26 protein-coding genes and 1 pseudogene are annotated in these 24,873 nt (G+C 55.6%); 18 read left to right on the top strand and 9 right to left on the bottom strand.

Features of this window, described 5'->3' with window-relative positions; translation table 11 throughout:
- The first annotated feature begins 98 nt into the window (after nucleotides 1–98).
- Both METLA_RS0111830 and METLA_RS0111820 read left to right on the top strand, forming a co-directional pair.
- Nucleotides 99–380 carry a type II toxin-antitoxin system TacA family antitoxin gene (locus METLA_RS0111830; RefSeq protein ID WP_024298752.1) on the top strand — a complete coding sequence of 94 codons (282 nt, stop codon included), beginning with the start codon at nucleotides 99–101 and terminating at the stop codon, nucleotides 378–380.
- A 731-nt stretch (nucleotides 381–1,111) separates the two neighbouring features.
- Entirely contained in the window at nucleotides 1,112–1,669 is a 558-nt protein-coding gene (locus METLA_RS0111820) for a hypothetical protein (RefSeq protein ID WP_024298751.1), read from the top strand.
- Between the two features lie 57 nt (nucleotides 1,670–1,726).
- Here the strand turns inward: METLA_RS0111820 and METLA_RS0111815 are convergent, their stop codons facing one another.
- Genes METLA_RS0111815 through METLA_RS0111805 form a run of 3 tightly spaced genes read right to left on the bottom strand, consistent with a single transcriptional unit; the run spans nucleotide 1,727 to nucleotide 4,495 of the window.
- Entirely contained in the window at nucleotides 1,727–1,954 is a 228-nt protein-coding gene (locus tag METLA_RS0111815; protein ID WP_024298750.1) for a FeoC-like transcriptional regulator, read from the bottom strand.
- Nucleotides 1,941–4,262: a Fe(2+) transporter permease subunit FeoB gene (gene feoB, locus METLA_RS0111810; RefSeq protein WP_024298749.1), complete on the bottom strand. Its 2,322-nt coding sequence runs from the start codon at nucleotides 4,260–4,262 to the stop codon at nucleotides 1,941–1,943. The genes METLA_RS0111815 and feoB overlap by 14 nt, the downstream gene beginning before the upstream one ends.
- The gene (locus tag METLA_RS0111805) at nucleotides 4,262–4,495 is read right to left on the bottom strand and encodes a FeoA family protein (RefSeq protein WP_024298748.1); all 234 of its coding nucleotides are present in this window, start codon (nucleotides 4,493–4,495) and stop codon (nucleotides 4,262–4,264) included. The genes feoB and METLA_RS0111805 overlap by 1 nt, the downstream gene beginning before the upstream one ends.
- A gap of 211 nt (nucleotides 4,496–4,706) precedes the next feature.
- Between METLA_RS0111805 and METLA_RS0111800 the strand changes: the two genes are divergently transcribed.
- Together METLA_RS0111800 and METLA_RS0111795 are read left to right on the top strand one after the other, a co-directional pair.
- Nucleotides 4,707–5,711: a class 1 fructose-bisphosphatase gene (locus tag METLA_RS0111800; RefSeq protein WP_024298747.1), complete on the top strand. Its 1,005-nt coding sequence runs from the start codon at nucleotides 4,707–4,709 to the stop codon at nucleotides 5,709–5,711.
- 46 nt (nucleotides 5,712–5,757) lie between these two features.
- Nucleotides 5,758–6,537: an ATP-binding protein gene (locus METLA_RS0111795; RefSeq protein ID WP_024298746.1), complete on the top strand. Its 780-nt coding sequence runs from the start codon at nucleotides 5,758–5,760 to the stop codon at nucleotides 6,535–6,537.
- 105 nt (nucleotides 6,538–6,642) lie between these two features.
- Here the strand turns inward: METLA_RS0111795 and METLA_RS0111790 are convergent, their stop codons facing one another.
- Nucleotides 6,643–6,939, bottom strand: a complete 297-nt coding sequence (locus tag METLA_RS0111790) for a DUF3175 domain-containing protein (RefSeq protein ID WP_024298745.1) — start codon at nucleotides 6,937–6,939, stop codon at nucleotides 6,643–6,645.
- An 84-nt stretch (nucleotides 6,940–7,023) separates the two neighbouring features.
- Between METLA_RS0111790 and METLA_RS22960 the strand changes: the two genes are divergently transcribed.
- Both METLA_RS22960 and METLA_RS0111780 read left to right on the top strand, forming a co-directional pair.
- Nucleotides 7,024–7,179, top strand: coding sequence for a hypothetical protein (locus METLA_RS22960; RefSeq protein WP_161635406.1), 156 nt, complete (start codon nucleotides 7,024–7,026; stop codon nucleotides 7,177–7,179).
- Between the two features lie 373 nt (nucleotides 7,180–7,552).
- On the top strand, nucleotides 7,553–8,137 hold the full coding sequence (locus METLA_RS0111780) for a glycoside hydrolase family 19 protein (protein WP_024298744.1): 585 nt from the start codon (nucleotides 7,553–7,555) through the stop codon (nucleotides 8,135–8,137).
- A 246-nt stretch (nucleotides 8,138–8,383) separates the two neighbouring features.
- On the opposite strand, the gene ftsH is transcribed toward METLA_RS0111780, so the two are convergent.
- From ftsH to METLA_RS0111765, 3 genes are all read right to left on the bottom strand, one after another.
- Complete coding sequence (ftsH, locus tag METLA_RS0111775; protein WP_024298743.1) at nucleotides 8,384–10,327, bottom strand: ATP-dependent zinc metalloprotease FtsH; 1,944 nt, start codon at nucleotides 10,325–10,327, stop codon at nucleotides 8,384–8,386.
- Nucleotides 10,328–10,469: 142 nt separating this feature from the next.
- Complete coding sequence (locus METLA_RS0111770; RefSeq protein ID WP_024298742.1) at nucleotides 10,470–11,144, bottom strand: hypothetical protein; 675 nt, start codon at nucleotides 11,142–11,144, stop codon at nucleotides 10,470–10,472.
- A gap of 47 nt (nucleotides 11,145–11,191) precedes the next feature.
- Nucleotides 11,192–11,398, bottom strand: a complete 207-nt coding sequence (locus METLA_RS0111765) for a DUF2934 domain-containing protein (RefSeq protein WP_024298741.1) — start codon at nucleotides 11,396–11,398, stop codon at nucleotides 11,192–11,194.
- Nucleotides 11,399–11,777: 379 nt separating this feature from the next.
- On the opposite strand from METLA_RS0111765, the gene METLA_RS0111760 reads away from it, so the two are divergent.
- Nucleotides 11,778–13,139, top strand: coding sequence for a two-component system sensor histidine kinase NtrB (locus METLA_RS0111760; protein WP_024298740.1), 1,362 nt, complete (start codon nucleotides 11,778–11,780; stop codon nucleotides 13,137–13,139).
- A complete protein-coding gene (locus METLA_RS0111755; RefSeq protein WP_024298739.1) occupies nucleotides 13,129–13,749 on the top strand; it encodes a response regulator transcription factor in 621 nt (206 codons plus the stop codon). The genes METLA_RS0111760 and METLA_RS0111755 overlap by 11 nt, the downstream gene beginning before the upstream one ends.
- A gap of 37 nt (nucleotides 13,750–13,786) precedes the next feature.
- Here METLA_RS0111755 and METLA_RS0111750 read toward each other — a convergent pair whose 3' ends face one another.
- Entirely contained in the window at nucleotides 13,787–14,515 is a 729-nt protein-coding gene (locus METLA_RS0111750) for a metallophosphoesterase (protein WP_024298738.1), read from the bottom strand.
- A gap of 84 nt (nucleotides 14,516–14,599) precedes the next feature.
- Between METLA_RS0111750 and ispG the strand changes: the two genes are divergently transcribed.
- The 8 genes from ispG (at nucleotide 14,600) to METLA_RS0111710 (ending at nucleotide 23,630) form a co-directional block, all read left to right on the top strand.
- On the top strand, nucleotides 14,600–15,829 hold the full coding sequence (gene ispG / locus METLA_RS0111745; protein ID WP_024298737.1) for a flavodoxin-dependent (E)-4-hydroxy-3-methylbut-2-enyl-diphosphate synthase: 1,230 nt from the start codon (nucleotides 14,600–14,602) through the stop codon (nucleotides 15,827–15,829).
- 111 nt (nucleotides 15,830–15,940) lie between these two features.
- Nucleotides 15,941–17,206 carry a YcjF family protein gene (locus tag METLA_RS0111740; RefSeq protein ID WP_024298736.1) on the top strand — a complete coding sequence of 422 codons (1,266 nt, stop codon included), beginning with the start codon at nucleotides 15,941–15,943 and terminating at the stop codon, nucleotides 17,204–17,206.
- On the top strand, nucleotides 17,203–18,666 hold the full coding sequence (locus METLA_RS0111735) for a GTPase family protein (protein ID WP_024298735.1): 1,464 nt from the start codon (nucleotides 17,203–17,205) through the stop codon (nucleotides 18,664–18,666). Before METLA_RS0111740 ends, METLA_RS0111735 begins: the two co-directional genes overlap by 4 nt.
- A 28-nt stretch (nucleotides 18,667–18,694) precedes the next feature.
- On the top strand, nucleotides 18,695–19,405 hold the full coding sequence (locus METLA_RS0111730; RefSeq protein WP_024298734.1) for a retropepsin-like aspartic protease family protein: 711 nt from the start codon (nucleotides 18,695–18,697) through the stop codon (nucleotides 19,403–19,405).
- A 144-nt stretch (nucleotides 19,406–19,549) separates the two neighbouring features.
- Nucleotides 19,550–20,641 (top strand): DUF2817 domain-containing protein, encoded by a 1,092-nt coding sequence (locus METLA_RS0111725; protein ID WP_024298733.1) that lies wholly within the window; start codon nucleotides 19,550–19,552, stop codon nucleotides 20,639–20,641.
- Nucleotides 20,638–21,747 (top strand): GNAT family N-acetyltransferase/peptidase C39 family protein, encoded by a 1,110-nt coding sequence (locus METLA_RS0111720; RefSeq protein ID WP_024298732.1) that lies wholly within the window; start codon nucleotides 20,638–20,640, stop codon nucleotides 21,745–21,747. The genes METLA_RS0111725 and METLA_RS0111720 overlap by 4 nt, the downstream gene beginning before the upstream one ends.
- 27 nt (nucleotides 21,748–21,774) lie before the next feature.
- Complete coding sequence (locus METLA_RS0111715; protein ID WP_024298731.1) at nucleotides 21,775–22,500, top strand: SDR family NAD(P)-dependent oxidoreductase; 726 nt, start codon at nucleotides 21,775–21,777, stop codon at nucleotides 22,498–22,500.
- A 143-nt stretch (nucleotides 22,501–22,643) separates the two neighbouring features.
- Complete coding sequence (locus METLA_RS0111710) at nucleotides 22,644–23,630, top strand: alpha/beta hydrolase (protein ID WP_024298730.1); 987 nt, start codon at nucleotides 22,644–22,646, stop codon at nucleotides 23,628–23,630.
- 68 nt (nucleotides 23,631–23,698) lie between these two features.
- On the opposite strand, the gene METLA_RS0111705 is transcribed toward METLA_RS0111710, so the two are convergent.
- The gene (locus tag METLA_RS0111705) at nucleotides 23,699–23,920 is read right to left on the bottom strand and encodes a hypothetical protein (RefSeq protein WP_024298729.1); all 222 of its coding nucleotides are present in this window, start codon (nucleotides 23,918–23,920) and stop codon (nucleotides 23,699–23,701) included.
- Between the two features lie 442 nt (nucleotides 23,921–24,362).
- Between METLA_RS0111705 and METLA_RS23745 the strand changes: the two are divergent.
- Nucleotides 24,363–24,605 (top strand): annotated as a pseudogene (locus tag METLA_RS23745) (contractile injection system protein, VgrG/Pvc8 family); the annotation flags it as partial.
- Nucleotides 24,606–24,654: 49 nt separating this feature from the next.
- Nucleotides 24,655–24,852, top strand: coding sequence for a hypothetical protein (locus METLA_RS0111695; RefSeq protein ID WP_152539428.1), 198 nt, complete (start codon nucleotides 24,655–24,657; stop codon nucleotides 24,850–24,852).
- Nucleotides 24,853–24,873 lie beyond the last annotated feature (21 nt).

Below are 24,873 nucleotides of genomic sequence, written 5' to 3'. Positions count from 1 at the left end.
GAAAGTGATCAGTCCGTAGTCTCGATCGGAATCACTTTGTGTTGCAACCTTCTATACAAAATTGTACATTGAACAGAGATATACCCTGAAATATGACCATGCCACAGAGACAATCCAAAGAAGCCGTTTCCATCAATATCCGCGCCAAGGCTAAGCAACGCGATCTGATCGATCAAGCAGCCAGTCGTCTAGGTCGGAGCCGGTCTGATTTTATGCTTGAAGCCGCCTGCCGTGAAGCGGAAGAGGTCTTGTTAGAGCAAGCTTTTTTCTCGGTCGATACGGACACCTTTGCCAAATTTCAGGCGCTTCTCGACCAACCTCTGCCACCGACCGATAAATTACGCCGGCTGCTGAAGACAAAAGCACCTTGGGATAAATGACTGGATTAAATCTCAAGCCGCCCTCGCCGCTTACGGCCGATCACCAGTCAACCAATTTCGACAGTAGTGGCGAGCCTTCCCTAAACGCGTGGCTTAAAAAGCGAGCATTAAAAAAACAGGCAACTGGCGCTTCACGCTGTTTCGTGGTGTGTTCCGGCACGGACGTCATCGGCTACTACAGTTTATCTGCAGGCGCCATATGCCACGAAGCCGCGCCAAAGGCGATGCGGCGAAACATGCCTGACCCGTTGCCGATCCTTCTGTTGGGCAGGCTCGCCGTCGACAAGCGTTACCACAATACAATAGGGGCATCGGTCAGGCATTGCTGCGCGATGCGATGCTGCGGGCAGTCAACGTCTCCGGCGATGCCGGAGTGTTCGCCATGCTGGTTCACGCCCTAATGACCCAGCCAAACAGTTTTATCTGCCGCGCGGTTTCGTGGAGTCCTCTTTACAGGCGACAACGCTGATGATGACAATTGAAACCATCCGGTTAATTTTGGCAGAGCCTGATTGATAATCAACCCGTAGAGCGGATCTGCCATAGATTTGGGGATTGATGGCTTGCTTGAGCGAAAGTGCTGCATTTTTGACCTGCGCCTGGGAGATCAGAAAGTAGCCTCGATGGAGCCCACCTTTTCACCCGCCTGAGTTTGATCGTTCAAAATATTTTCCATCTTCAGCTTCGGGGTGGCATTTGTCATTAAGTAGCTTACAGCTATGAAAAAAAACATGTCTGAAATTCGTTATGCGATAGAAGCGCGTGCTTACGATATCATGGGGTTAGCCGCGCATGATTTCTGGGTCTTAAGGGATGAAAATGGGAATGTTTTAGGTCAATTGCATGGATTGGCAACGAATTCTGAAAACAAAATAAAACCGATCGGTACTTTTGGCGATAAGCTGAAGTTTTATCACTTTGGGCCGCGCGCCCGCTTATTCGACTCAAACCCGGCATACGATTTGAACTTCATCAGGGACGATCAAAAATTCAAGCGGATGTTTTCCGGAAACCCGGAGGTGATATTAGCCCGATGGGATAATGCCGTAAAAGCTCTTCCGTATCTGAATAGTCTCGAAGTGCCTTACACGCCTTTTGCCATTCTGGGTTTGGCCAACATCAACAGTAACACAGCCTATACCTTGTTAGGCAAGCTCATGGGCATACCCTTGCATAATTTCTCAGGTTACTGGCAGCCGGGATGGGGAAACACCCGTAAAATTCTAACGGCTTCGCAGTTGGCATCCATGCGATACCCGCTAGACTTCTCTGATACCGATTTTGCTTAATGGCCAATAGGCTCAATCTAAAACTGGTTTTTGAATCGATCAGTTCAAGCCAAAGTTTTATACTTTATCAACCCACTCATAAAGCTCGATCGACGCCGGATCGCATTTGCAGCAACCGCCGCCGCAGGCAGTGCCCGAGGGCAGTTTGCGCAGGTTCCCCTTGCTGATCCACTTGCCGAGCATGCCGCGCAGGGCGTCGGCATCGACGTTGAAATGATTGGCCAGATCGATCAGCGCGACGCGGCGCTGTTCCCTGATGTAATTGCGCAGGTCAGACAGGATCAATGGCGGCTCCCTTGTCGATGGTCGGGCCGGATTGTTTGCCGTACCACCACAAGCCGGCGATCACGCCGGCAAACACGACGGTCAGGCCGATGATCCAGGCCAGCGAATCGGCCGGGTGTCCGGCGAACGTCATCGCCTGATAAAAAATCGTTGCGGTCATGTAAGCGAGGCCGGTGGTCCAGAGCAGCACGAACACGGTCCAGCCGCGATTGGTTTCGCGGTAGATCGCGGCGGTCGCGGCGACGCAGGGGGCATACAGCAAGATGAACAGCAGGTAGGCGAAGGCGCCGGCCTCGCCGTCAAAGCTGTGCTGCATCGCGGCATAGGCGCCGGTTTCGACTTCGAGTTCGCTGCTAGCCACCTCGACGTTCAGGCCCAAAGGATCGAGCAGTTTATTCGCAATGCCGGCCAGGTTTTCGGGAATGGTCGAAAGCGCACCCAGTAAGGCACCTTTCAGGTCGAATGCTTCATCTTCTGCAGGCGGGGCAGCCGCGGCTCCCATCTGACTATACAAGGCATTCAGGGTGCCGACGACCGCTTCTTTCGCGAGCACGCCGGTGAAAATGCCGACCGTCGCCGGCCAGTTGTCGCTCTTGATGCCCATTGGTTCAAATGCCGGCGTCAGGCCGCGGCCGATTTCGCTGAGCACCGATTTATCGCTGTTTTCGCGGCCGAAGCTGCCGTCGGTGCCCAAGGCATTCAGAAAATTCAGCACCAGCACCATCGGCACGATCACCTTGCCGGCATTGAACAGGAACGACTGGAGTCGGTCCCAGGTGCGGATCAGCATGCCGCGCAGGGTAGGGAGGTGATAGACCGGCAATTCCATGATGAACGGCGAGGCTTCGCCCTTGAACAGCGTATGGCGCATGATCAGGCCGGTCAGCACCGCGACGCCGATGCCTAAGAGGTACAGGCCGAAGACCAGGTTCTGGCCGTTGACCGGAAAGAACGCGGCCGCGAACAACGCATAAACCGGCAGCCGCGCGCCGCAGGACATGAAGGGATTCATCAGGTTGGTCAGAATCCTATCGCGCGGGTTTTCGAGCGTCCGCGTCGCCATGATCGCGGGCACATTGCAGCCGAAGCCGACGATCATCGGCACGAACGATTTGCCGGGCAGGCCGATCATGCGCATGAAGCGGTCCATCACGAAGGCGGCGCGCGCCATGTAGCCCGAGTCTTCGAGCGCGGACAAGAACAGGAACAAAAAGCCGACGATCGGGATGAAGGTCGCGACGACCTGAATGCCGCCGCCGATGCCCTGGGTGAGCAATACGGTCAGCCAGTCGGGCAGGCCCCAACCGGTCAGCGCCACGCCCAGACCGTCGACGAGCAACGCGGCGGCGGCCTGATCGAAGAAATCGACGAAGGCGCTGCCGATGTTGATCGTGAACATGAACATCGCGTACATGACCAAGAGAAACACCGGAATGCCCAGGAAGCGGTTCAAGACGATGCTGTCGATCTTTTCGGATAGATGCCGGCTGACTTCGTTCTCTTTGAAGATTGCACCCTGGGTCAGTTGATTCACGAAGCCGTAGCGCGCATCGGCGGCCAGGATGTCGATCTCGTCATCGGTTTTCTGTTCGATTCGGCGTTGCAAGGTGTTGACGGTTGCGGTCAGCGTGGGGCCTGCGATCTTTTGGGCCAGTGTATCGTCTTCGAGAAGGCGGACGCAGAGCCAGCGCAAGTCGCAGCGATGCAGCCGCGCGGTCTCCCGCAAGAGGGGGGCGAGATCGGCTATCGCTAACTCCAATGCGGGCGCATAGGCGATGTTCAAATTGGGCGTCGGCTTCGCGGCCGCCGCCTGATTGACCGCTTTTTTGAGCGCGTCGATACCCTGCTTGGTCGAGGCGACGATCGGTACGACAGGGCAACCCAGGCGTTCGGCGAGGTAGGCCATATCGATCTTGATGCCGCGCTGTTTGACCGCGTCCATCATGTTCAGCACCAAGATCATCGGCGTGCGCATCTCGATCAACTGCGAGGTCAGATACAGATGGCGCTCGATACTCGAGGCATCGACGATGTTCACGATCAGATCGGCTTCCCTGGCCGCGACGAAATCGCGGGCGACTTTTTCGTCGAGTGAAACCTGATCGTCGGAGGCTTCGAGCGAATAAGTGCCGGGCAAATCGACCAGTTCGATGGTCTTGCCTTCAAAGGCATATTCGCCTGTTTTTTTTTCGACGGTCACGCCGGGCCAGTTGCCGACGTGCTGCTTGGCGCCGGTCAGCGCATTGAACAGGGTGGTCTTGCCGCAATTCGGATTGCCGACCACGCCGACCGTGAAATCGGCGGCCATCAAATCTTCTCGATTTGGAGTACCGCAGCTTCGTCTTTACGCAAGGTCAGGGAAAAACCGCGCAGGCGGATTTCAACCGGATCGCCCATCGGCGCGAAGCGGGTGACGCTGAATTGGGTGCCGGGGGTCAGGCCCATCGCCAACAGGCGCTTGCGGTAGGCTTTGCCCGTTTTGTCGAAGCCGACGATTTTCGCCAAATCGCCAACGGCAAGTTTTTTCAAGTCAATCAACATAAATCGGCCTTCAAAGTAAACTGGGTACTGAATTGACTAAGTTATCAATAATCATTCTCATTCATGCTGAATATAACATAAAATCGGCGTTTGTAAAACTGGCGCGACAATTTGTCAGCATGAAACCGGGATGCGGGAATTAGGGCGCAATAATGCGTCCTGAATGAGTATAATAATGTAAAAAACGAATCACAACGGAGACCCCTAGTCCATGGCCAATAAAGTCACCATGACCCAATTCCTGATCGAACAGCAGCGTGAATATCCCGGCACGTCAGGAACGTTTACGCTGCTGCTGAACGATATCGTGACCGCCTGCAAGCAGATCTCGCACAAGGTCAACCGAGGCAACCTGATCGGCGTGCTCGGCAGCGCCGAATCCGAAAACGTGCAGGGTGAGGTGCAGAAAAAGCTCGACATCATCACCAACGAGATCATGGTGGGGGCGCTGGACTGGACCGGACACTTGGCCGGCATGGTTTCCGAAGAAGTCGACGAGCCGATCAAAATTCCGGCGCAATATCCGAAGGGTAAATACCTGGTGCTGTTCGATCCTCTGGACGGCTCGTCGAATATCGACATCAACCTGACCGTCGGCACAATCTTTTCGATCCTGCGCTGCCGCGAAGGCGTCGACCCCGAGCCTGAGGATTTTCTGCGCAAGGGCGCGGAACAGGTCTGCGCGGGCTTCGTATTGTACGGCCCTTCGACGATGATGGTGCTGACCACCGGCCACGGCGTGAACGGCTTTACCCTGGATCAGGACATCGGCGAATTCATTCTGACCCATCGCAACATGACGATCCCTGAAGACACCAGCGAATTCGCGATCAACATGTCCAACCAGCGTTTCTGGGAAGAACCGGTCAGACGCTATATCGACGAATGCGTGCAGGGCAAGGACGGTCCCCGTGAAAAAAACTTCAATATGCGCTGGATCGCTTCCTTGGTCGCGGAGGTCTACCGTATCCTGACCCGCGGCGGCATCTTCATGTACCCCTACGATACCCGCGACCCCAAGAAGCCTTGCAAACTGCGCCTGATGTACGAGGCCAACCCGGTCGCCTTCATCGTCGAACAGGCCGGCGGCGCCTGCACGACCGGCCGCGAACGCATGCTCGACGTGAAGCCGCAAGGCCTGCATCAGCGCGTGCCGGTGATATTGGGCTCGAAAAACGAGGTGGATCGAATCGTCCAATATCATTTGGAAAGTTGAGTTAGACAACATTGCCCCGTTAGTAGAATTCCGTTTCGAGGAAATCATGAGCATCGATTGGCACACGACTTACGCCGCAGTCTGGCGGCAGCACAAGGGCTATTTGCGTCCGGTCGCGCGCCTGGACGCGATCCGGCTCGGGGATTTGGTTGGCATCGACAAACAGAAAGCGCAATTGAGCGAGAATACCGAGCGCTTCCTGTCCGGAAAGCCGGCCAATAATGCCTTGCTTTGGGGGGCGAGAGGCACCGGCAAGTCGTCGCTGATCAAGGCGCTCTTGAACGAATATCGGGAGGCGGGTCTTCGCATCATTGAAGTGGATAAACAGGATCTGGTTTATCTGCCGGAGATCGTCGATGAAATCCGCGAGCAGCCGCAGCGCTTCGTTATTTATTGCGACGATCTGTCGTTCGAAACGCAGGACAGTCGCTACAAGTCGCTGAAAAGCGTGCTCGAAGGCTCGATCGAGCTGCCGCCGGAGAATGTGCTGGTTTATGCGACGTCGAATCGCCGGCATTTGCTGCCGGAGCGAATGCGCGACAACCTCGATACCCGTTTGGTGGATGACGAGGTGCATTATTCCGATACGGTCGAGGAACAGATTTCGCTTTCGGACCGTTTCGGGCTATGGCTGGCGTTTTATCCGCATTCGACTCAGAACTACCTGGCTATCGTGGACAGCTATTTCCCGGCTTACGACGGCGACCGTGAGGTTTTGCACCAAAAGGCGATGGATTTCGCGCAACAACGCGCCGCGAAAAGCGGCAGGACGGCCAAGCAATTTTTCAATGTATTTGCAGAATTGGGCGAAGACGAAAAGGAGTAAACGCTTCTTTTGGCCCGGCGAGTCAATTGCCCTATTATTTAGTAGCGATACAAAACTATCGCCATTAAAATAATAAACAAGAAGAAAAGTTTTCTCCGATGCCTGTCAATTTTTTCCGTATAACTTGCGTAGCGCCTGTTTCGCCTGTTCGAGAGTTTGCCGCTGTTCCGTGGCCAGATTGTTGCCGGCGCGGTTGATATAAAAAACCAGCATCGACATCGCCGAGCGGAACGGCTCGGCCTTGCGGCGGAAACTGGCTTCGGCCGAATCCCGCAGCGACTCGGCGATGCGCTGCGGATCTTTCCAGGTGAAGACGCCTTTTTCGAGGCTCAGCGCATTGCTTTCGCGGGTGACCTTGGCGGACCATTTGTTCGGCGCGGACGAATCGGAATTGTCTGTCATGTTGGCTCCAGTGTTGGCTAATCGATAGCTTCGGCAGTTCAGGTTTGGAACCGGGCGTGCGTCTGCCGATTGGACTTGCCAGCGTTGGCTCAAATTCATCCTGTTTGTTTTCAGCGGGGCAGGGAAGCTGTCCGTATCGGCCTATGCCATTCTGCTGACAGGGTGGATTTCTTTCTCGGCATTCGCGGCCGGAAAGCCTTTGCCGAAGCCGGCATGATGAGCACGATCAAGGTCGAATGAGGGGCAATCGGATTTGACTCGGACCTGTTCGTTGCCGGCAACGGCATTTGACGAAATGTCCAGGATTTGGCGTCTGGATTCTGAAAAAGCGAGTGCGGACGTTTATTTTTGTAAACGGGGTGAAAAGGAGTAATATGGAAAACGCTAGATAGTGATCGTTAGGGCGAGTTTTTCAAATCCAGCCAGCAAATGGAGAGAGTGACTTTTGGGGTCATTATTGGAATGCATGGGCTTTCCGATGATTTGATAGTGAAATCAGAGTGACGAGCAGGGGGAATTTTAGAGCCGCCGCTACGGTTTTCAACGCAACCAAATCCGGGACGCAACACCGGCTAAGAAGACAACTGATTTTGCTTTGCTCGAGGAGTTATTTATGGCTTTTATCATTACCGAAGAACACTTGGCCGCCATTGCGGGGAAACCCACGCCTCTGATGGCCGATCTGGCGGCTTGGATCAATAAGATCTGCCCTGATTACGAGATTGATACGCCGAACGAATACGCGCACTTTTTGGCCCAGGCCTGCCACGAAACCGACCATTTTCGAACGCTTGAAGAGTATGCGTCGGGCAATGCCTATGAGGGACGCAAGGATTTGGGCAATACGCACGCAGGCGATGGTCCCAGATTCAAGGGCCGGGGCATCTTTCAAACCACCGGGCGCGCGAATTATTTAGAATTGGGTCTCAAGAAAGGGCAGGATGATTTGTTCATTAATTCCCCCGAATTACTCGAACAGCCGGAATATGCGGTCTGGAGCGCCTGCGAATATTGGACTTCCCGGCATTTGAACGACCCGGCCAATCAAGCCGATAGGGATATTTTGAAGAAAAAATATAAAAAGCAGGTCCATGACGTTTCTCCGGTCGAATTCATCAGTATTACGATTAATGGCGGGTTAAACGGCATCGATGAGCGGAAGAAATTTTATGCGCTGGCGAAGAGTGTTTTGATATGAATCCACGATCACGTTTTGCGGGGAATCATTTTGCCGGATTAAGCGCAATACCCCGTCTCAGATAACGCAAGGTACGCCCGGATGCGGAGGAGCAAATCACACCGCCGCGCTTAAGTCGGTTTTCGGCGTCCATTTGGCTGCATCGCTGACCGCAAACGGCGGTGCGAACGGAACGGAAGTGGAGTAGTTTCGAGAGGACGGCCCAAGGCGCCGTTTGTACGGTGTTTTGGGCCGGGTGAAGAAAAGTTATTTGCCCAGCAGGGCGGTCACTTCTTCTCTGTTGATCACTTCTTTTTCCTGCAGCAAGTTGGCCAGCTTTTCGAGCATCGGCCGGTTCACGGTCAGGATTTCACGCGCCCGGCTTTCGCCTTCCTCGACCAGCATCTTGATTTCGGCATCGATCAGGCTCGCTGTGATGTCGCTGTAGTTGCGGTATTCGGAGATTTCGGTTTCCAAGAACTGCAACTGCTGGCGCTTGCCGTAAACCAAGGGGCCGAGTTTTTTGCTCATGCCGAGGCTGCAGACCATGTTACGCGCGATTTCGGTCGCTTTTTCGAGGTCGTTTTGCGCGCCGGTCGAAATACTGCCCAAAATCGTTTCCTCGGCGATACGGCCGCCGAGCAGGATCGCAATCTGGTCCTTCAGTTCGTCTTCGGTCGATAGGAATTTCTCCTCGACCGGCAGCTGCAGGGTAAAGCCCAAGGCCGACACGCCGCGCGGAATGATCGAAATCTTATGCACCGGCTGGCCGGTCGGCACGATTTCGGCGACCAAGGCGTGTCCGGCTTCGTGGTAGGCGACGCGGCGCTTTTCCTCGGTATTCAACACGCGGTTTTTCTTTTCGGGGCCCGCCAGAATGCGGTCGATCGCGGCTTCGAAGTCCTGCATTTCGACCTGCTTATGGCCGCTGCGGGTCGCCATAATCGCGGCTTCGTTCGCGATATTGGCGAGGTCCGCGCCGACCAAGCCGGGTGTACGCTTGGCGACCACCGAAATATCGATGTCTTTCGCAAGCGGCATCTTCCGAGTGTGCAGCTTCAGGATTTCGATCCGGTCCAGCAAGTCGGGCTTGTCGACGACGATCTGGCGGTCGAAACGGCCCGAGCGCAGCAGTGCCTTGTCGAGGATTTCGGGGCGGTTGGTTGCCGCCATCACGACTACGCCGACCGAAGTATCGAAGCCGTCCAACTCGGTCAACAGTTGGTTCAACGTCTGTTCGCGTTCGTCATGTCCGCCCATCACGGCCGGTCCGCCGCGCGAGCGGCCGATCGCATCAAGTTCGTCGATAAAGATGATGCAGGGTGCCTTGTTGCGCGCCTGCTCGAACAACTCGCGCACGCGCGCCGCACCGACGCCGACGAACAGTTCGATAAATTCGGAAGCGCTGATATTAAAGAATGGCACCCCTGCCTCGCCGGAAACCGCGCGCGCGAGCAAGGTTTTGCCGGTACCGGGCTGGCCGACCAGCAGCACGCCTTTCGGCATGCGTCCGCCGAGCTTCTGAATCTTTTCCGGATTTTTCAGGAAGTCGATCGATTCGCCGAGCTCCTGCTTGGCGCTGTCAGCCCCGGCCACATCCTTGAAGGTGATTTTCGGCTGCGTATCCTGATGGATGCGGGCTTTGTTGCCGATATTCAGAAACGACTGCGGACCGGCAGCGGTCGTGCGGCGGAGCAGCCATGACCAGATGAACATGAAGATGAAGATCGGAATGATCCAGTTGAAAATCAGGTTGGACAGCCAATTGTCGCCGCTTCTGACCACGAAATCGACCTTGTTCTTCGCCAGCATTTCGGCCAGATCGGTTTGCCAGAGCGGCACGGTCATGAACGGTTTGCCTGTGCTTTCCCCGCTTTCGGGCTTGGTCACGCCGCTGATGTAATGCTCGGAGACGACCACTTTGTCGACCTTGCCTTCCTGCACCAGCGTCAGAAACTGACTGAACGGCATTTCGCCCTGGCGGATTTCCTGCAGGTTGTTAAACGCGAGCAGAAGCAGAATGAAGGCGAGTGTAAAAATGATGATTTTTTTTTGCTTCGGGTCAATGTCCGGCGGTTTATGAAGATCGACCGGCGGCTTCTTGTTGGAAAATAAACTCAGTATGCTCGCCAAGAAACTTTTTAATACGTGCAAAAATTGGTTTAGCAGGGTAGTCAATAATTTCACTATAGCATTTTCGGGCTTTTCCATGAGGTTTTCCTGGGGTGGGTTATTTTATCCAGATAGAGCGGCGCCAGTCTTTTATCAATCGGCATCGATGATCGAACAATAGACAGTCATGATGTTGCGTTTTATTTTAATTTTTCGATTTGAAAAACCGAAACAGGAGCTTTCATTTTCCCGCCAAAATGGCCTCGACTTCCTCGTAGCAAATCGTATTTTTTCCGGACGCGAGTATATAGTCCGCAAGTTTGGAGATGGCTCGCCAATTATGGTAATTATTGATGAAATGGAATGCGGTCTGATGTAATTGATGCAGTTTGCGGTCGCGCTCTCGGTGATCGGCGGAATAACTGCGCAAATAGTCCTCAATCAGCGCCAGGTCGAAAGTGCCGCCGTAATTTCCGAGTGCGGGCGGGTCGATCAGTCGGTGCGTAAAGACCTCGCCATCGGTTTCGGCGACATATTTGGCTTCGGCTAAAGGCCCGGCGAACAGATTGATCACATCGGCTTCAAAGGCATTCAGCAAGTCTTCCTGCGTTTGAATCCAATCATGGCCGGTTTCTCTCGGCAGGTGTTGCAGATCGTCCAGAGTCGGCGGCAGCCCATGCAGCAGGAGGCCGCCCTCTACGCAGGCGATATAATTTTCATAAGCGGCGTGGAAGTCCGCGGCGGCATCCGCGTTAGCTTCATTGAATCGGAGGTTGAATAAATGCGGAGGTATTTCGCGTGCCCGGTTGATCAAATAAATTGCGGCGGCGTGGCCGGCTTCATGAAAGGCTATGCAGCGTGTGCGTTTTTCCGGCGTGTAGGCGCCGGCATTGTTGATATGGAGATTACGTTTCATGGTGTGCCCCGTTGCGTTGTTCAGATGGATTGAATAATGTTTTGTAATTAGGATGAGTCGTTATCCGCTAACCAATAGCGGCATTGGTTGCTTATTTCTTGTTCGGCCTCAAGCCAGTCATCCAGTTCATGTCCACTTGCAAAATCTCTCCGTTCCGCTTTAAAGTAGGCCCTTTCCTCGACCATCTCTCTGAATTTGTCCGGAGTCATTTCTCCGCTCGCGTCACAACTCAGGTCGTTAACTTGCGTATTCATCGGAGTCTCCTGAAGTTTCAATGATCAGCTTTTTATGCTATCAACGAAAGTGGATGCCCGACAATTCGTACAAATACCTATATCGCTTTTGAGGTTTTTTCGAATAAACCGCGCCTTGATTTCAAGCAACCAGGATCATGGGCTTATTTCTTATATCATAGTCTAGTTAAAATAATATTTTTGATGTGTCTAGCAATAAGGCTTCATCGATACAATGCCGAGCGAATGGCGCCGCGCATGACGGCTAACGCGCAATCGGGCGCGAAATAAAAAAATGATGGATCTGTTTCGCTAAAACGGGTCGGTTTTGGTAATCTATTGAAAAGTGCGTAAAATTTGCAGACATCTTTTTTGCTAATCATTAACTCGAATTTCGTTCATGAACCCCGAAAGCTGCCAATCAGGCGCCGATGAGCCTTGCGAAACGATCATGGATGATTTTTTGCCGAGTAGCGCCGAGCTGTTCAATCAACTCTCAACTGCGCAAAAAAACTTGCAGGCGTCTGAGGACAAAATTAGGATGCTGGAGCAAAAATTGATCGAGCAGACCAAGGAGTTGACCGAAAGTAACCTCGCGCTGCAGCAGAATATCGACGCGCTCAAGCAATCGAAGCAGCGCTTGCGGGAGCGGGAGGCCCGGCTCAACTCGATTTTCAACGCCGCGGCCGAAGGCATCGTCACGATAGACCGGCACGGGATTGTGGTGACCGCGAATGCGGCGGTCAACGTGATACTCGGCTACACCGAGGAGGAATTGGTCGGGCGCAACGTCAATATGCTGATGCCGTTTGGTCATGCCGTGCAGCACGATCAGTACTTAAAAAATCATATCGAGACCGGTATTTCTAAAATCATTGGCATCGGCCGCGAAGTCGAGGGCTTGCACAAGAACGGCTCGACCGTGCCGCTGGATTTGTCTGTGGCCGAGTTTATGATCGACAGCGAGGTTTTTTTTACCGGTATTCTGCGCGACATCCGGCAACGGAAGCGGCAGGAACGGGAAAACCGCCAGCATCTGGAAGAACTCGCGCACGTGACCCGCTTGGGCTTGATGGGGGAAATGGCGTCGGGTATCGCGCATGAGGTCAATCAGCCACTGACCGCGATCGTCGCCTATACTGAGGTGAGCTTAAGCCTGTTGACGACGCCGACTCCCGATACGGTGAAGCTGGCCGGCATTCTCGCCAAAACGCATCAACAGGCGCTGCGCGCGGGGCAGATCATCCATCGTATGCGCGATTTTGTCCGCACGAAAACCACCACGCGGAAAGCGGCCAGCATCAATCAGCTGATCAAGGATTGCATCGGTATGTGCGGGACCGAGGTCAAACTGCAAAATATCACCCTCGATTTGGAACTGGCGGAGGATTTGCCATTGGTCTATATCAATGAAGTGCAGATAGAGCAGGTGCTGTTGAATTTGCTCAGAAACGCGATCGAAGCGATGCAGGATATGCCGCAGGATCATCCGAGCCGCCTGGTGATACGCACGCAGTTGGACGATCACCACGGTGTCGAAATCAGGGTCAAGGATAACGGGCCGGGTATTTCCAATGCCGATCGCCCGAAGATCATGACGCCTTTTTACACGACCAAAAAAAACGGCATGGGCATGGGGCTGTCGATCAGTCGTTCCCTGGTCGAGGCGCATCAAGGTGCATTACGTTTCAACAGCCAGCCCGGAAAAGGCTGCACCTTTTATGTTACCTTGCCGTCGAAGGAGCAGACCAATGAGTTATGAGCAAAGCAACGCGATCGTGTATCTGGTGGACGATGAATTTGCGATCCGTGATGCCTTGACGCTGTTGATCGAAACTGCCGGCTTCAATATTCAAAGTTTTGAATCCGCGCACGAATTTTTGGACCGTTACGATCACAGCCGGCCGGGCTGTCTGCTGCTGGATGTGCGCATGCCGTCTATGAGCGGTCTTGAACTGCAAGAGGAACTCAGCAAACGCGACATCAATATTCCGATCATTTTCATCAGCGGCCATGCCGAAGTGGCCGATTCCGCGAAAGCCTTCCGGGCCGGCGCCATCGATTTTCTGGAGAAACCTTTCGAAAACAGCGTCTTGCTCGAACGTCTCGAGGAAGGCATCAGCAAGGACATTTATGCCCGCACCGAACGGGCCGTGAGGAGTGACATTCAACACCGCCTGGCGCAGTTGACGCCGCGCGAGATGGAGGTCCTGCAACTGATCATCAGCAGCCATTCGAATAAAGAGTCGGCGAAGATATTGAAGGTCAGCAACCGCACCGTCGATGCGCACCGGGCGCGCATCATGGAAAAACTGCAAGCCGAAAGTCTTGCGGACTTGATGAAGATCGCGATGCATTGTGATTTGTTGTGATCGCGATCTGCTGTGGAGTTTGCCCCCCCGCCAAGCCCTAAATATCCACCGTCTTGTTTAAATCAAACCCCGGCACCGTTCTCAGGCCGGTATAGCCGCGCGGATTGCAAAGAATCCGGGTCCCGGCGATCCGGTAATCGACCAGGCAATGCGTATGGCCGTGGAACCACGCGGCAATTTCGTGTTGATGCATCAACGCTTTCAGATCATTGCAGTAGGCCAGTTTCTTGACCGCGCTCGGCGCTTCGTTCCAACTCCATTCCGACGGCGCATGATGCGTCACCACGACCGTTTTTCCCGAAAACGGCTGCGCCAGTTCGCTTTCCAGCCATGCTTTCGAACGCCGGTAGAACTCGGTATACTGGTCTGCATTCAGCGCCTTGCCGTCGAAGCGGATTCTTTTGAAATCGTTCAGCGACTCGCTGAGGGAATCGGTTTTTTCCTGGCCTTCGGCATAGAGATCGGCCCACAGCGTGCAGCCCAAGAAGCGCACCTGCCCGAAAATGAAACGCCGGTTTTCGAGAAACTGCACATGCGAGCCCTGGCATTGCTCGCGAATTAACAGCAAGGCTTCGCGATATTCATGCGTATAAAACTCATGATTGCCGGCCACATAGATGACCGGTTTGCCTAAGGATTTCAGCCAGGCGACGCCCTGATCGCAAATGCCGATGTCGCCGGCCGCGATGATCAGGTCGGCATCGTTGTCCGGGGCTTCCAGCTTGCCGAATTCCAAATGGATGTCAGAAAAATAATTGATCCGCACGATTTCACTCTGCCCTTGACACGCTCAAGGCGTATAATATAGAACACTTTTTAAATTAGCCATTCCTTATTGAAAGTTTAATCTATGTCCATCAGTCTTAGAAAAATCACGCATCAGGTTTCGGTCGGCGACGTCAAAGTGGGCGGCGGCGCACCGATCGTTGTGCAATCGATGACCAACACCGATACGGCCGATGTTACCTCCACAGTCAACCAGATCATCGAATTGGCCGAGGCGGGTTCCGAAATTGTCCGGGTGACCGTCAATACCGAAGAAGCGGCGAAGGCGGTGGCGGAGATTCGCAATCAGTTGGACAAGAAGGGGTATACGGTGCCGATTGTCGGCGATTTTCATTTCAACGGCCACCGGCTGCTCGAAAAGTACCCTGATTGCGCGGCCGCGCTCGACAAATACCGGATCAATCCCGGCAACGTCGGCCGCGGTAAAAGCCGCGATCCGCAGTTTCAACAAATGGTCGAATTCGCCTGCCAGTACAACAAACCGGTCCGCATCGGTGTGAACGGAGGCAGTCTGGACCCGGCGGTGCTGGCCCGGTTGCTCGACGAGAACCGTGAACTGGCGAATCCCGAGCCCTTGGCAGCGGTGACCCGCAAGGCGATCGTGATGTCCGCGCTCGAAAGCGCCGCCAAAGCCGAGGAAATCGGTCTCGGTAAGGATAAGATTATCCTGTCCTGCAAAATCAGCAACGTACAGGATCTGATCAGCATCTACCAGGATTTGTCGAGCCGCTGCGACTATGCGCTGCATTTGGGGTTGACCGAAGCGGGCATGGGCTCGAAAGGCATCGTCGCCTCGTCCGCGGCGCTGTCGGTGCTGATGCAGCAGGGCATCGGCGACACGATCCGTATTTCCTTAACGCCGGAGCCCGGTGCGTCCAGAACACAGGAAGTGATCGTCGGGCAGGAAATCTTGCAAACGATGGGTTTCCGCTCGTTCACGCCGATGGTGATTTCCTGTCCCGGCTGCGGCCGCACCACCAGCGATTATTTCCAGAAGCTGGCGCTCGAAATCCAGACCTATCTGCGCGACCAGATGCCGATCTGGCGCACCCAATATCCGGGCGTCGAGGCAATGGAAGTCGCGGTGATGGGCTGCGTGGTCAACGGCCCCGGCGAAAGCAAAAATGCGAACATCGGCATCAGCCTGCCGGGCACCGGCGAATCCCCGGTCGCGCCGGTCTATGAAGACGGCGAAAAAACGGTCACGCTGAAAGGCGACCACATCGCCGAGGAATTCCAGGCGCTCGTTGAACGTTATATCGAATCGCACTACGGCGAAAAGGCCGGCGCGTAGTTTGTCGCCCTCGTTCCGATGCGCTGAGCGTCGGAACGAGGGCAACGCACTTGCCGATGTCCTTCGGCCATCTCTCCGGCGGCGTTTCCACTTCCGCTAAGCCTATCTTTTATGTCCAAGCTGACGACCTTGTTTTCCGACTGGAAGTTTTGGAAAAAATGGAATCTTCACGCGAAGCATCCGTTTTCCAATCTACAGGATTACACCGGCAAGATCCTCAATCCGACCGTTGACGCGGAAGCCGAACAGGCAATCAATCACATCCACGTCAGCGTGCCGCCCCCGGTATTCTGGCTGCTGGGCAAGACCCAAAGCGGCAAAAGCGCGATCATCCGGACGCTGACCCATGCCACCGCCGCGGAAGTCGGCAACGGCTTCAAACCCTGCACCAAGACCGCGATGTTTTTCGATTATCCGGATGCGGAGACTGCGTTTCTGCGTTTCCTGGATACGCGCGGCCTGTCGGAAACCGGCTATGACGCCGGCGCCGACATGGCCTGGAGCGAACAGCAAGCGCATCTGCTGATTGTGGTCGTGAAGGCGATGGATCAGCAACTGGAGGCGTTGCTGGCGGCGGTCAAACAGATTCGCAAGGCGCACCCGAACTGGCCGTTGATCGTCGCGCAAACCACCCTGCATGAAGGCTATCCGACCCGGACGATGGAGCATGTGATGCCGTATCCTTTCGCCAATGGGCAGATTGGTCACACGGTGCCGGCCGACCTGCGTTGTTCGCTGCTGAAACAGCGCGAGGTTTTCGCCGGCCTGAACGCCCGTTTCGTGCCGATCGATTTTACCCTGGCCGAGGACGCTTACGAGCCGGCCGATTACGGCATCGACGAACTCTGGAATGCGATCGAAACCGCATTGCCGCTCGGCCTGCGCGAAATGCTCGATGTCAGCCGGATCAACGATGTGTATTCGAAGGCGGCGCATTCGCATATCGTCAGTTACGCGATATTGGCAGGCTGTGCAGCCGCGATTCCGCTGCCGGTCGCGAGCTTGAGCACCGTCGTCATCTTGCAGGGCAAGATGTTTCATAGCATTGCCAGCGTCTACGGCCTGCCGTTGACCCGGCAAAGCGTCGGCGAAATCGTCAGCGCGATCGGCCTGGGTGTACTCTCGGGCATGGGCGGCCGCGAATTATTGAAGCTGGTGCCTTATTACGGGCAAACGCTGGCGGCCGGCATGGCAGGCTTGTACACCGCGGCGGTCAGCTATGGGCTCGGCAAGACCCTGTGCTTTTATTTTGCCGAGACTCGGCAGGGCAAGGCCTTAAGCGCCGAGGCGCTGAATGCGATGTTCAAGCAGGAATTCATGCGCGGCGGCGAATTGCTGCAGGGCGCTGTCAAACGCAAGCAGACACCGGCGCCATGAAAAAGTCGGCGCTGTTGATAGTCCTGCTCGTCCTGGTGTTGTTGCCCTGGCTGGCGCTGTTGCTTCTCGGCGGCATCTGGTTATGGCAGCAGCATTATTTATTGGTCGTCGCGCCCATTTTATTGTCGTTCTACGGCATCGCCTGGATTCTGAGCCAAAAACTGCAACAGGACGAGCCGCTGCCGCTGAACTTGCCGCGCGTCGATCCCGACGACCGCTGGTCGCCGGCGGCCAGGGAGATTTGGGACAAGATCGACGCCTTGGCGGGGGAACTGAATCCCGCCGACTACCTGTTGACCGATCCGGCGCGGCTTGCCGCCCTGGCCAAGCGGGTGATCATCGAAGTCGCGGCGCATTTCAAGCCCGAAGCCGGCCGCGCGGAGCTCGATGTGCCGCTGCGCAACATCCTGTTCATCGTCGAGCAGGTGTGCCGGGATATGCGGGAGCTTCTGGATGATAAAGTCCCGTTCAGCCATCTGATCACGATTCAGGACGGTTTGCAGCTCTGGCGATGGAAGGAGACGTTCAGGCAGGCCAATTATCTGCGCCGCACGCTCGCGATGGCGGCATCGCCTTTTACTGCGATCCCGGCCGAACTCGGCCATTTTTTTACCGGCAAAATTACCTCTTATCCGAAAGGCTTGCTGGAGCGCTGGCTGCTTCAGACGCTGGTCAAAAAGATCGGCTATTATGCGATCGCGCTCTACAGCGGCCATCTTCTGCCGCCATCCCTTGCTGCGAGCGAGCCGGAACCGGAAACAAATGCCCTCGCCAAACGCCCCTTGCGCGTGTTGATCGCCGGCCAGGCCAAGGCCGGCAAATCCAGTCTGATCAATGGGCTGCTCGGCGAATTCAGGGCCACGGTCGATGTGCTGCCGGTCGACGATCAATTGCGGCTTTACAAGCTTCAGCATCCGGGCATGGATGAGGTGTTGCTTTATGACAGTCCGGGTTACAGCGAGAACGACTTCTGGTTTCAAAAAAGCGGCTTGCAACTCGGCGATTTCGATCTGGTGATCGTGGTCTGCTCGGCGCTGCAAGCCGGCCGCAAAGCCGACGGCCGCTTTCTTAGCGAATTGCAGCGCTGGTTCGGCGCCCATCTCGAACGGCGTATGCCGCCGGTGTTGGCGGTCGTCAGCCATATCGATCAATTGCGCCCATTCCGTGAATGGAATCCGCCGTATGACATCGACAATCCGGACAGCGGCAAAGCCCAAAACATCCGCGCTGCGATCGACACTGTCGCAGAGGCTTTGCAACTCGCGCGCACCGATTGCGTGCCGGCCTGCCTGTCAAGCCCTTCGGCCTGCTACAACATCGAAGCGGTCCTGGCGGGCATGGTCAGCAAATTGCCGGACAGTCTACGGGCGCAATACCTCCGCACCTTATCCGAGGGCCGGCGCAAGGAAAAAATCCTGTTATTACTGGGACAGTTCGGGATACGGAGCGGCCAGAAGTGAGTCTACCCAATTTAAGCCAATTATTTCGATGAACAGACACCCTCATTTTCTTTCGCCGAGCAAGCTCGTTTGCGTTTTCTGTGTCGTTGCTGCGCTGAGCGCGCAGGCGCAAGAAGCCGATTATGGCGATGATTTATACGGTCAGATCGAGTCGCTGCAAGACCAGATGCATATCCAGATCGTCGGCCTGGATAACATCGGCGACGAGCCGAAGGTGCGCGCTCGCGGCAGCCTGGAGCAACAACTCGAGAAAGCGTTGGCATCCTACAATCACGTGATCAGCCGGGACCTCAAAGGCAAGATCGAAAAAGTCGTAATTATCGATAGAAAGCAAAAAACCGACAGCGGTCGGATCGTGTTGCCGACCCGCTCCGAAGGCGGGCACCTGCTGGTATCGCTCTCGGTCACGGGCAGCGGCGCCTATTGGGAAAACGTCGAAATGATCATCGATACCGGCGCGGATCTGATCGTGATGCCGGCGTCGATGATCGCGAAGCTCGGGATTGCCGAGGACTCGCTGACCCCGCGGACCATGCAGACCGCGAACGGCAGCGTCGACGCCAAGATCGGCAAATTGCAGGGCGTCAGGATAGAAGCGGAAACGCTCGAAAACGTCGACGCCGCTTTCGTCGACGATGCGCTGCTGAACCATAAAAGCCTGCTCGGGATGAGCGCGCTGGGACGCTATAAACTGGTCATCGATAACGAATCCAGCGTGGTGACGCTGATAAAAAAATAGCCGAAGTGATTCTCGGCAGACGAACGGAGCCTAGAGGCGACTGGACGCTTTTGACGGCATGTCGATCAGGCTTGATGGGTAGGAAGCCGGTGCCGCAACGTGTTACGATAAAGGCTTCCTAAGCGAAGAAGTCTTGCAGGTTTTATGTCTTACCGTTTACCGCTCGTCCCGCTGAATACGGATGTTTTTCCAGACGGCTATGCCGCCGCCAGGCGGCGCTGGCTGTCTCTGGTATCCGGGCTACCCTGCCATACCAACCATCGGTCTTTTTCCTGTTCGGGCGCAGGTCCCGAGGGCGAGCCGTTGTTTACCGACAGCGTCTGGATCGGTCCCGAGGATGCGGAAAGCGTCGTCGTGCTGATCGGCGGCACGCACGGGATCGAAGGTTATGCGGGCAGCGCGATTCAAATCGAGCATTTGTTGATGCTGGCCGAAGGCCATATCCAGTTGCCGGAAGGCGCCGCATTGTTGATCATTCATGCGCTGACGCCGTGGGGCTATGCCTGGCGGCGGCGCTGCGATGCGGACGGGGTCGACCTGAACCGCAATTTCGTCGATTTTTCGGCGCCCTTGCCCCGGAATGACGGCTATACGGAGCTCCGCGACGCGCTGTTCCTGGATGACGCTGAGCAAAGGCAGAGGCTGTTGGCCGATTTTGAACGCCGGCATGGGCGGATTGCGTTCGAGAAAGCGGTCAGCGCCGGCCAATACCATGATCCAAAGGGGGCCTGTTACGGCGGCAGCCAGCCCAGTCATGGGAGGCGGGTGATTGAACAACTGATCGAAAGCTATGCGCTTTGCCAGCGCGATCTGGCGGTGATCGACCTGCATACCGGTCTCGGCGCCTACGGCTACGGCGAGGTCATCTGCGATCACGAACCGGACAGCGCGGGCACGCAGGCGGCGCTCAGCCTCTATGGCGATTCGGTGACGCTGCCGCTGCTCGGTACTTCCAGTTCGGTGCCGAAAACCGGCTTGCTCGACTATGCCTGGCACAAGATCATGAACGAGCGCAGTTGCTACATCACGCTCGAATTCGGCAGCTACAGCACCGACCGGCTGTTCGAGGTGCTGCGGCGCGATCATCAACTCTGGGCCGAGCCCGCATCGATCGAACTTCGACGCCAGCACAGCCTCGCGATGTTGCAGCATTTTTGTCCGGCGGACCGGGCCTGGCGGGAAATGGTGCTGTTCCGGGGCCGGCAGGTGATCGCTCAGGCATTGGCGGGATTATGAACAGCGAAGACATCCTGATTCGGCCGGTCCGTCCGAACGATCTCGAAGGCCTCGTCAAGCTCGAAAACGTCTGCTTCGATACCGACCGCTTAAGCCGGCGCAGTTTCAAACACTGGATCACGACCGAGCATCGGGCCCTCCTGGTCGCCGAATTCGACGGCCGCATCGCCGGCTATATCCTGATCATCTATCATCCGGGCACCCGGTTGGCGCGGATTTATTCGCTGGCGGTCGAGCCGCGGCTCAGAGGTTACGGCATCGCCAAAAACCTGATGGCGGCCGGCGAACAGGCCGCGCACGACAGCGGGCGGTTGTATCTCAGGCTCGAGGTCAGCGTCGATAATACGCCCGCGATCGGGCTTTATGAGGCCTTGGGTTTTCAAAAATTCGGCTTGTACCGCGATTATTACCAGGATCATAAGGATGCGATCCGCTTCCAGAAACTGATTCGCCACTACCAGGACACCTTGCAGCACCGGACCGTGCATTGGCTCAAACAAACGACGCCTTTCACCTGCGGCCCCGCTTCGCTGATGATGGCGATGCACGGGCTGAACGACGCCTACCAGCCTTCGCGCGAGGAAGAGATCAATCTGTGGCGGGAGGCGACCACGATCTTCATGACCTCCGGCCACGGCGGCTGCCATCCGGTCGGCCTGGCGCTGGCGGCGAAGCGGCGCGGCTTCCGGGTCGAGGTCTGGATCAATCAAAGCGAGACCCTCTTCATCGACGGCGTGCGCAGCGAGGACAAAAAACAGATCGTCGAACTGGTCGATAATGCGTTCAAGCGCGAGGCCGAGGCGCAGGCAATTGCGGTGCATTACACCAACATCACCCAGGACGACCTGATCGGCACCTTCAAGGCCGGCGCGATTCCGTTGATCCTGATCAGCACCTATCAACTGGACCGGAAGAAAGCGCCGCACTGGGTCGTGATGAGCGGCTTCGACGATGCCTGCCTGTACATGCACGACCCCGACCCGGAGGAAGATCACAAGAGCGAGCTGGATTGCCAGTTCGTGCCGATCGCGCGCGCCGATTTCGACCGCATGTCCTGTTTCGGCAAGAACCGTCTGCGCACCGCGGTGATTCTCTGGCCGGACTGACGCCGGCGACATGACGAGGAAAATGCGATGAAAACACTATTGATCACCGGCAGCACTTCGGGCATCGGCATGGCCGTGTGCAAAGCCTTGGCCGAACGCGGCGCGGAGCTGGTTTTGCACTACCATGCGAATCAAGAAAAAGCCGACGCGCTTGCCGACTGGCTGGACACGAAAGGCTGCGTGCACAGCTTCTATCAAGCCGATTTGACCCGGCCCGAAAACGCGAAGGCCTTCGTCGATCATGCGCTCGCCCGCTTCGGCCGGATCGACGGCTTGATCAATGTGGTCGGCCCCTACGTTTACAAAAACATTCTGGAAGTCACGCCAGAGGACTGGCTGGCCGACATCGACCTGAACCTGAATTGCTGTTTTCATACCAGTTATTACGCGTTGGAGGCCTTGCGCAACAGCCAGGGCCAGATCGTCAATTTCGCCTTTGCCGGCGTCGAAAACATCAAGCCCTGGCCGATGTCCGCAGGCTACTCGGCCGCGAAGACGGGCGTCGCCGCCTTGACCAAAAGCCTGGCGGTCGCCTTGGCCCCGGACAAGGTGCGGGTCAATGCGATCTGCCCCGGCCTGACCGAGGATGAAGACATCAACGCCGAGGAAAGGCAGGCGATGGCCGCGCAGATTCCGTATGGTCGTCCGGTGCAGCCCGATGAAATCGGCAACACGGTGGCCTGGCTGCTTTACGACAGCCCGGAAATGATGACCGGTTCGTTGCTTACGTTGGCGGGCGGTTGGGAGTATTGATTTCGCAATAAGCCAGAAAGCATTGTTGATGGCTGGCCTTCTGAGTGGCCGTTGATAAAACAAAATGCGGTAAAGTTTGTCTCTATGATGACGAACGATATGAGCTTCATAACACACCCTTGATTGATCAGGAGGAAATGATGATGAACGAAGATTTCATTATGAGTGCCCGCGCGGTCAGAAACGGCAATTTCAACTCGGAGCCGGGCAAGAGCCATTATCTATTAGTGCCGCAGGAATCGGCCGTGCCTTTGCCGGAACATAAGAGAGGCGTAGCGGAATGGATCAAGGCGTTACGCCAGGCCGCCGTTTGGGGCGATGACTCGCGCGATCCCGGCAAAGAACGCGGCGACATCCTGGTTTTTATCCACGGTTACAATAACGATCAGGCCGTTGTGATGAAAAGGCATCGACAGTTAAAGGCGGATCTGCACGCGGCGGGTTATAAGGGGGTGGTGATGTCCTTCGATTGGCCGAGCGCGGCCAGTGCGCTGAGCTACCTGGAAGACCGGCATGATGCGAAGAGGACCGCCATGCAACTGGTCACGGATGGGATTCGGCTGCTGGCCAGAGAGCAAGGGCCGGGGTGCGCGATCAATATCCATTTACTGGGACATTCCACCGGCGCCTACGTGATACGCGAAGCCTTTGATGATGCGGATGACATGCATATGGCCCAGGCGAGTTGGATGGTCAGCCAGATCGCCTTCATCGGCGGGGATATTTCGTCTGCCTCGCTTGCGGAAGGCAATGCTTCGACCGAGGCGATTTATCGCCATTGTACCCGCTTTACCAATTATTCGAATGGCGCCGACTCGGTCCTAAAGTTATCCAATGCGAAAAGGGTGGGCATATCGCCGCGGGCAGGCCGCGTCGGACTGCCGGAAAACATTCCGGTCAAGGCGGTCAACGTCGATTGCACCGATTATTTTACGTTACTGAATGCGGATGTCGCGCTGCAGGGCTTCGATCAACAAGCGCGAATCGGCAGTTTCGATCACTCCTGGCATATCGGAAACCGGGTGTTTACCCGCGATTTGTTCGAGTTGCTCAAAGGGGATCTGGATCGGCACCTGTTTCCGACCCGCGAGGTGGTAGCGGGTTCGATCAGGCTGAAACGGCCGGCTTAGCGGACGCTGGTGTGGTGGGGCATTTGCCTCATGCCCGCGCCGCTGTGTGGCAATGAGGCAAAGCAGGATTATTTTTCAGTTTGCGGAAAATTGTAATCGCCTGTCGGACGGGTAAAGGTGAATTTGTAAGGGTTCACAATGATGAAGTCGGCAAACGTCTTGAAGGTGTCGTGAGGCGGCTGGAGCGAGGTGATCGCGGTGGCGGGGCTCAATGCGACATAAAGGGCGCTGCCCAATATGGTCGCCACGAAACCGGCCGGACGCAAGGCGACATCATACAAGATGTCCACGCCGTTGGGTTTATGGACGGTGGGCGCGGGGTGTCGGCAAAAACGGGCGCCGACACAGCCAATGTCAATGCGATGACGGCGGTTTTAATCAGTTTCATATCATATCTCCCAAGATTAGAATTAACGTTCAACCAAATGAGTTTCCGCCGGACCAACAAGAAATGCCGTGGAAAAATCCTAAAACTACGATGCCTAACAGCAAATGCCAGATATATCACAATTGGCGGAAAGAGTTGCCTGTTAGAGTTTAATTTTCATGTAGATGGCAACATTTCTTATTGTATGCTTAATAATATTGGTCTAAGTTGTTGAAAGTGCTTGTAGTGAGTCGTGAGCCCGTCAAACAGCCGGACCCTGCGCGGAATTAAGTCATTCAGCGTTTTCCTCGTCCCGCTATTTTCACGGCTTAGTCACCGAGTTCAAGCACCAGGGGGCCGCCCAAGACGATCTGTTGTGCTACCGTGCCGTACTGCGCCCCTGGCTGTGGTTTTTGACCCGCACCAGCAACTGCCGGATTTTCCAGGACATGAGCGTCCCGGACATCATCAAACAAGTCTTCTGCCAATTTAAGGCCTCCATTGATGAGTGCCTCGATAAGGTCGGCTCAACCTTCAGCGAGCAGGTCAAAACACTGCTGAACCCTAAATTTCAGCTATTCGAAAATTCCGCAAACTTGACCGCGTAAAGTATATTTGCGGACGCTGCTGATTCACGGCGGGCGCTCGGTTTCGCGGGTGGCACACAAGCACGAGGACAAGCATCATCTCTGGATCAGCGACATCAAGCGTCGACGCGGCGAAAATATTTCCAATGTCGCGGTGGCCAACAAGAATGCCCGCATTGCTGACCAAGAAAGAAAATTATCGGGCGGCAGCATGAGGGCCGTATTACTCTTCAAAAGGGGAGGCTCTTCCTGCCGAGCCAAACAGTGAAACGGGTAAACATCAGCAACG

Origin of the sequence: Methylomicrobium lacus LW14 (genome assembly GCF_000527095.1) — a bacterium.
Taxonomy (GTDB): domain Bacteria; phylum Pseudomonadota; class Gammaproteobacteria; order Methylococcales; family Methylomonadaceae; genus Methylomicrobium; species Methylomicrobium lacus.
The sequence above is the reverse complement of the archived record's forward strand: the minus strand, read 5'-3'. Positions and strand labels throughout refer to the sequence as shown.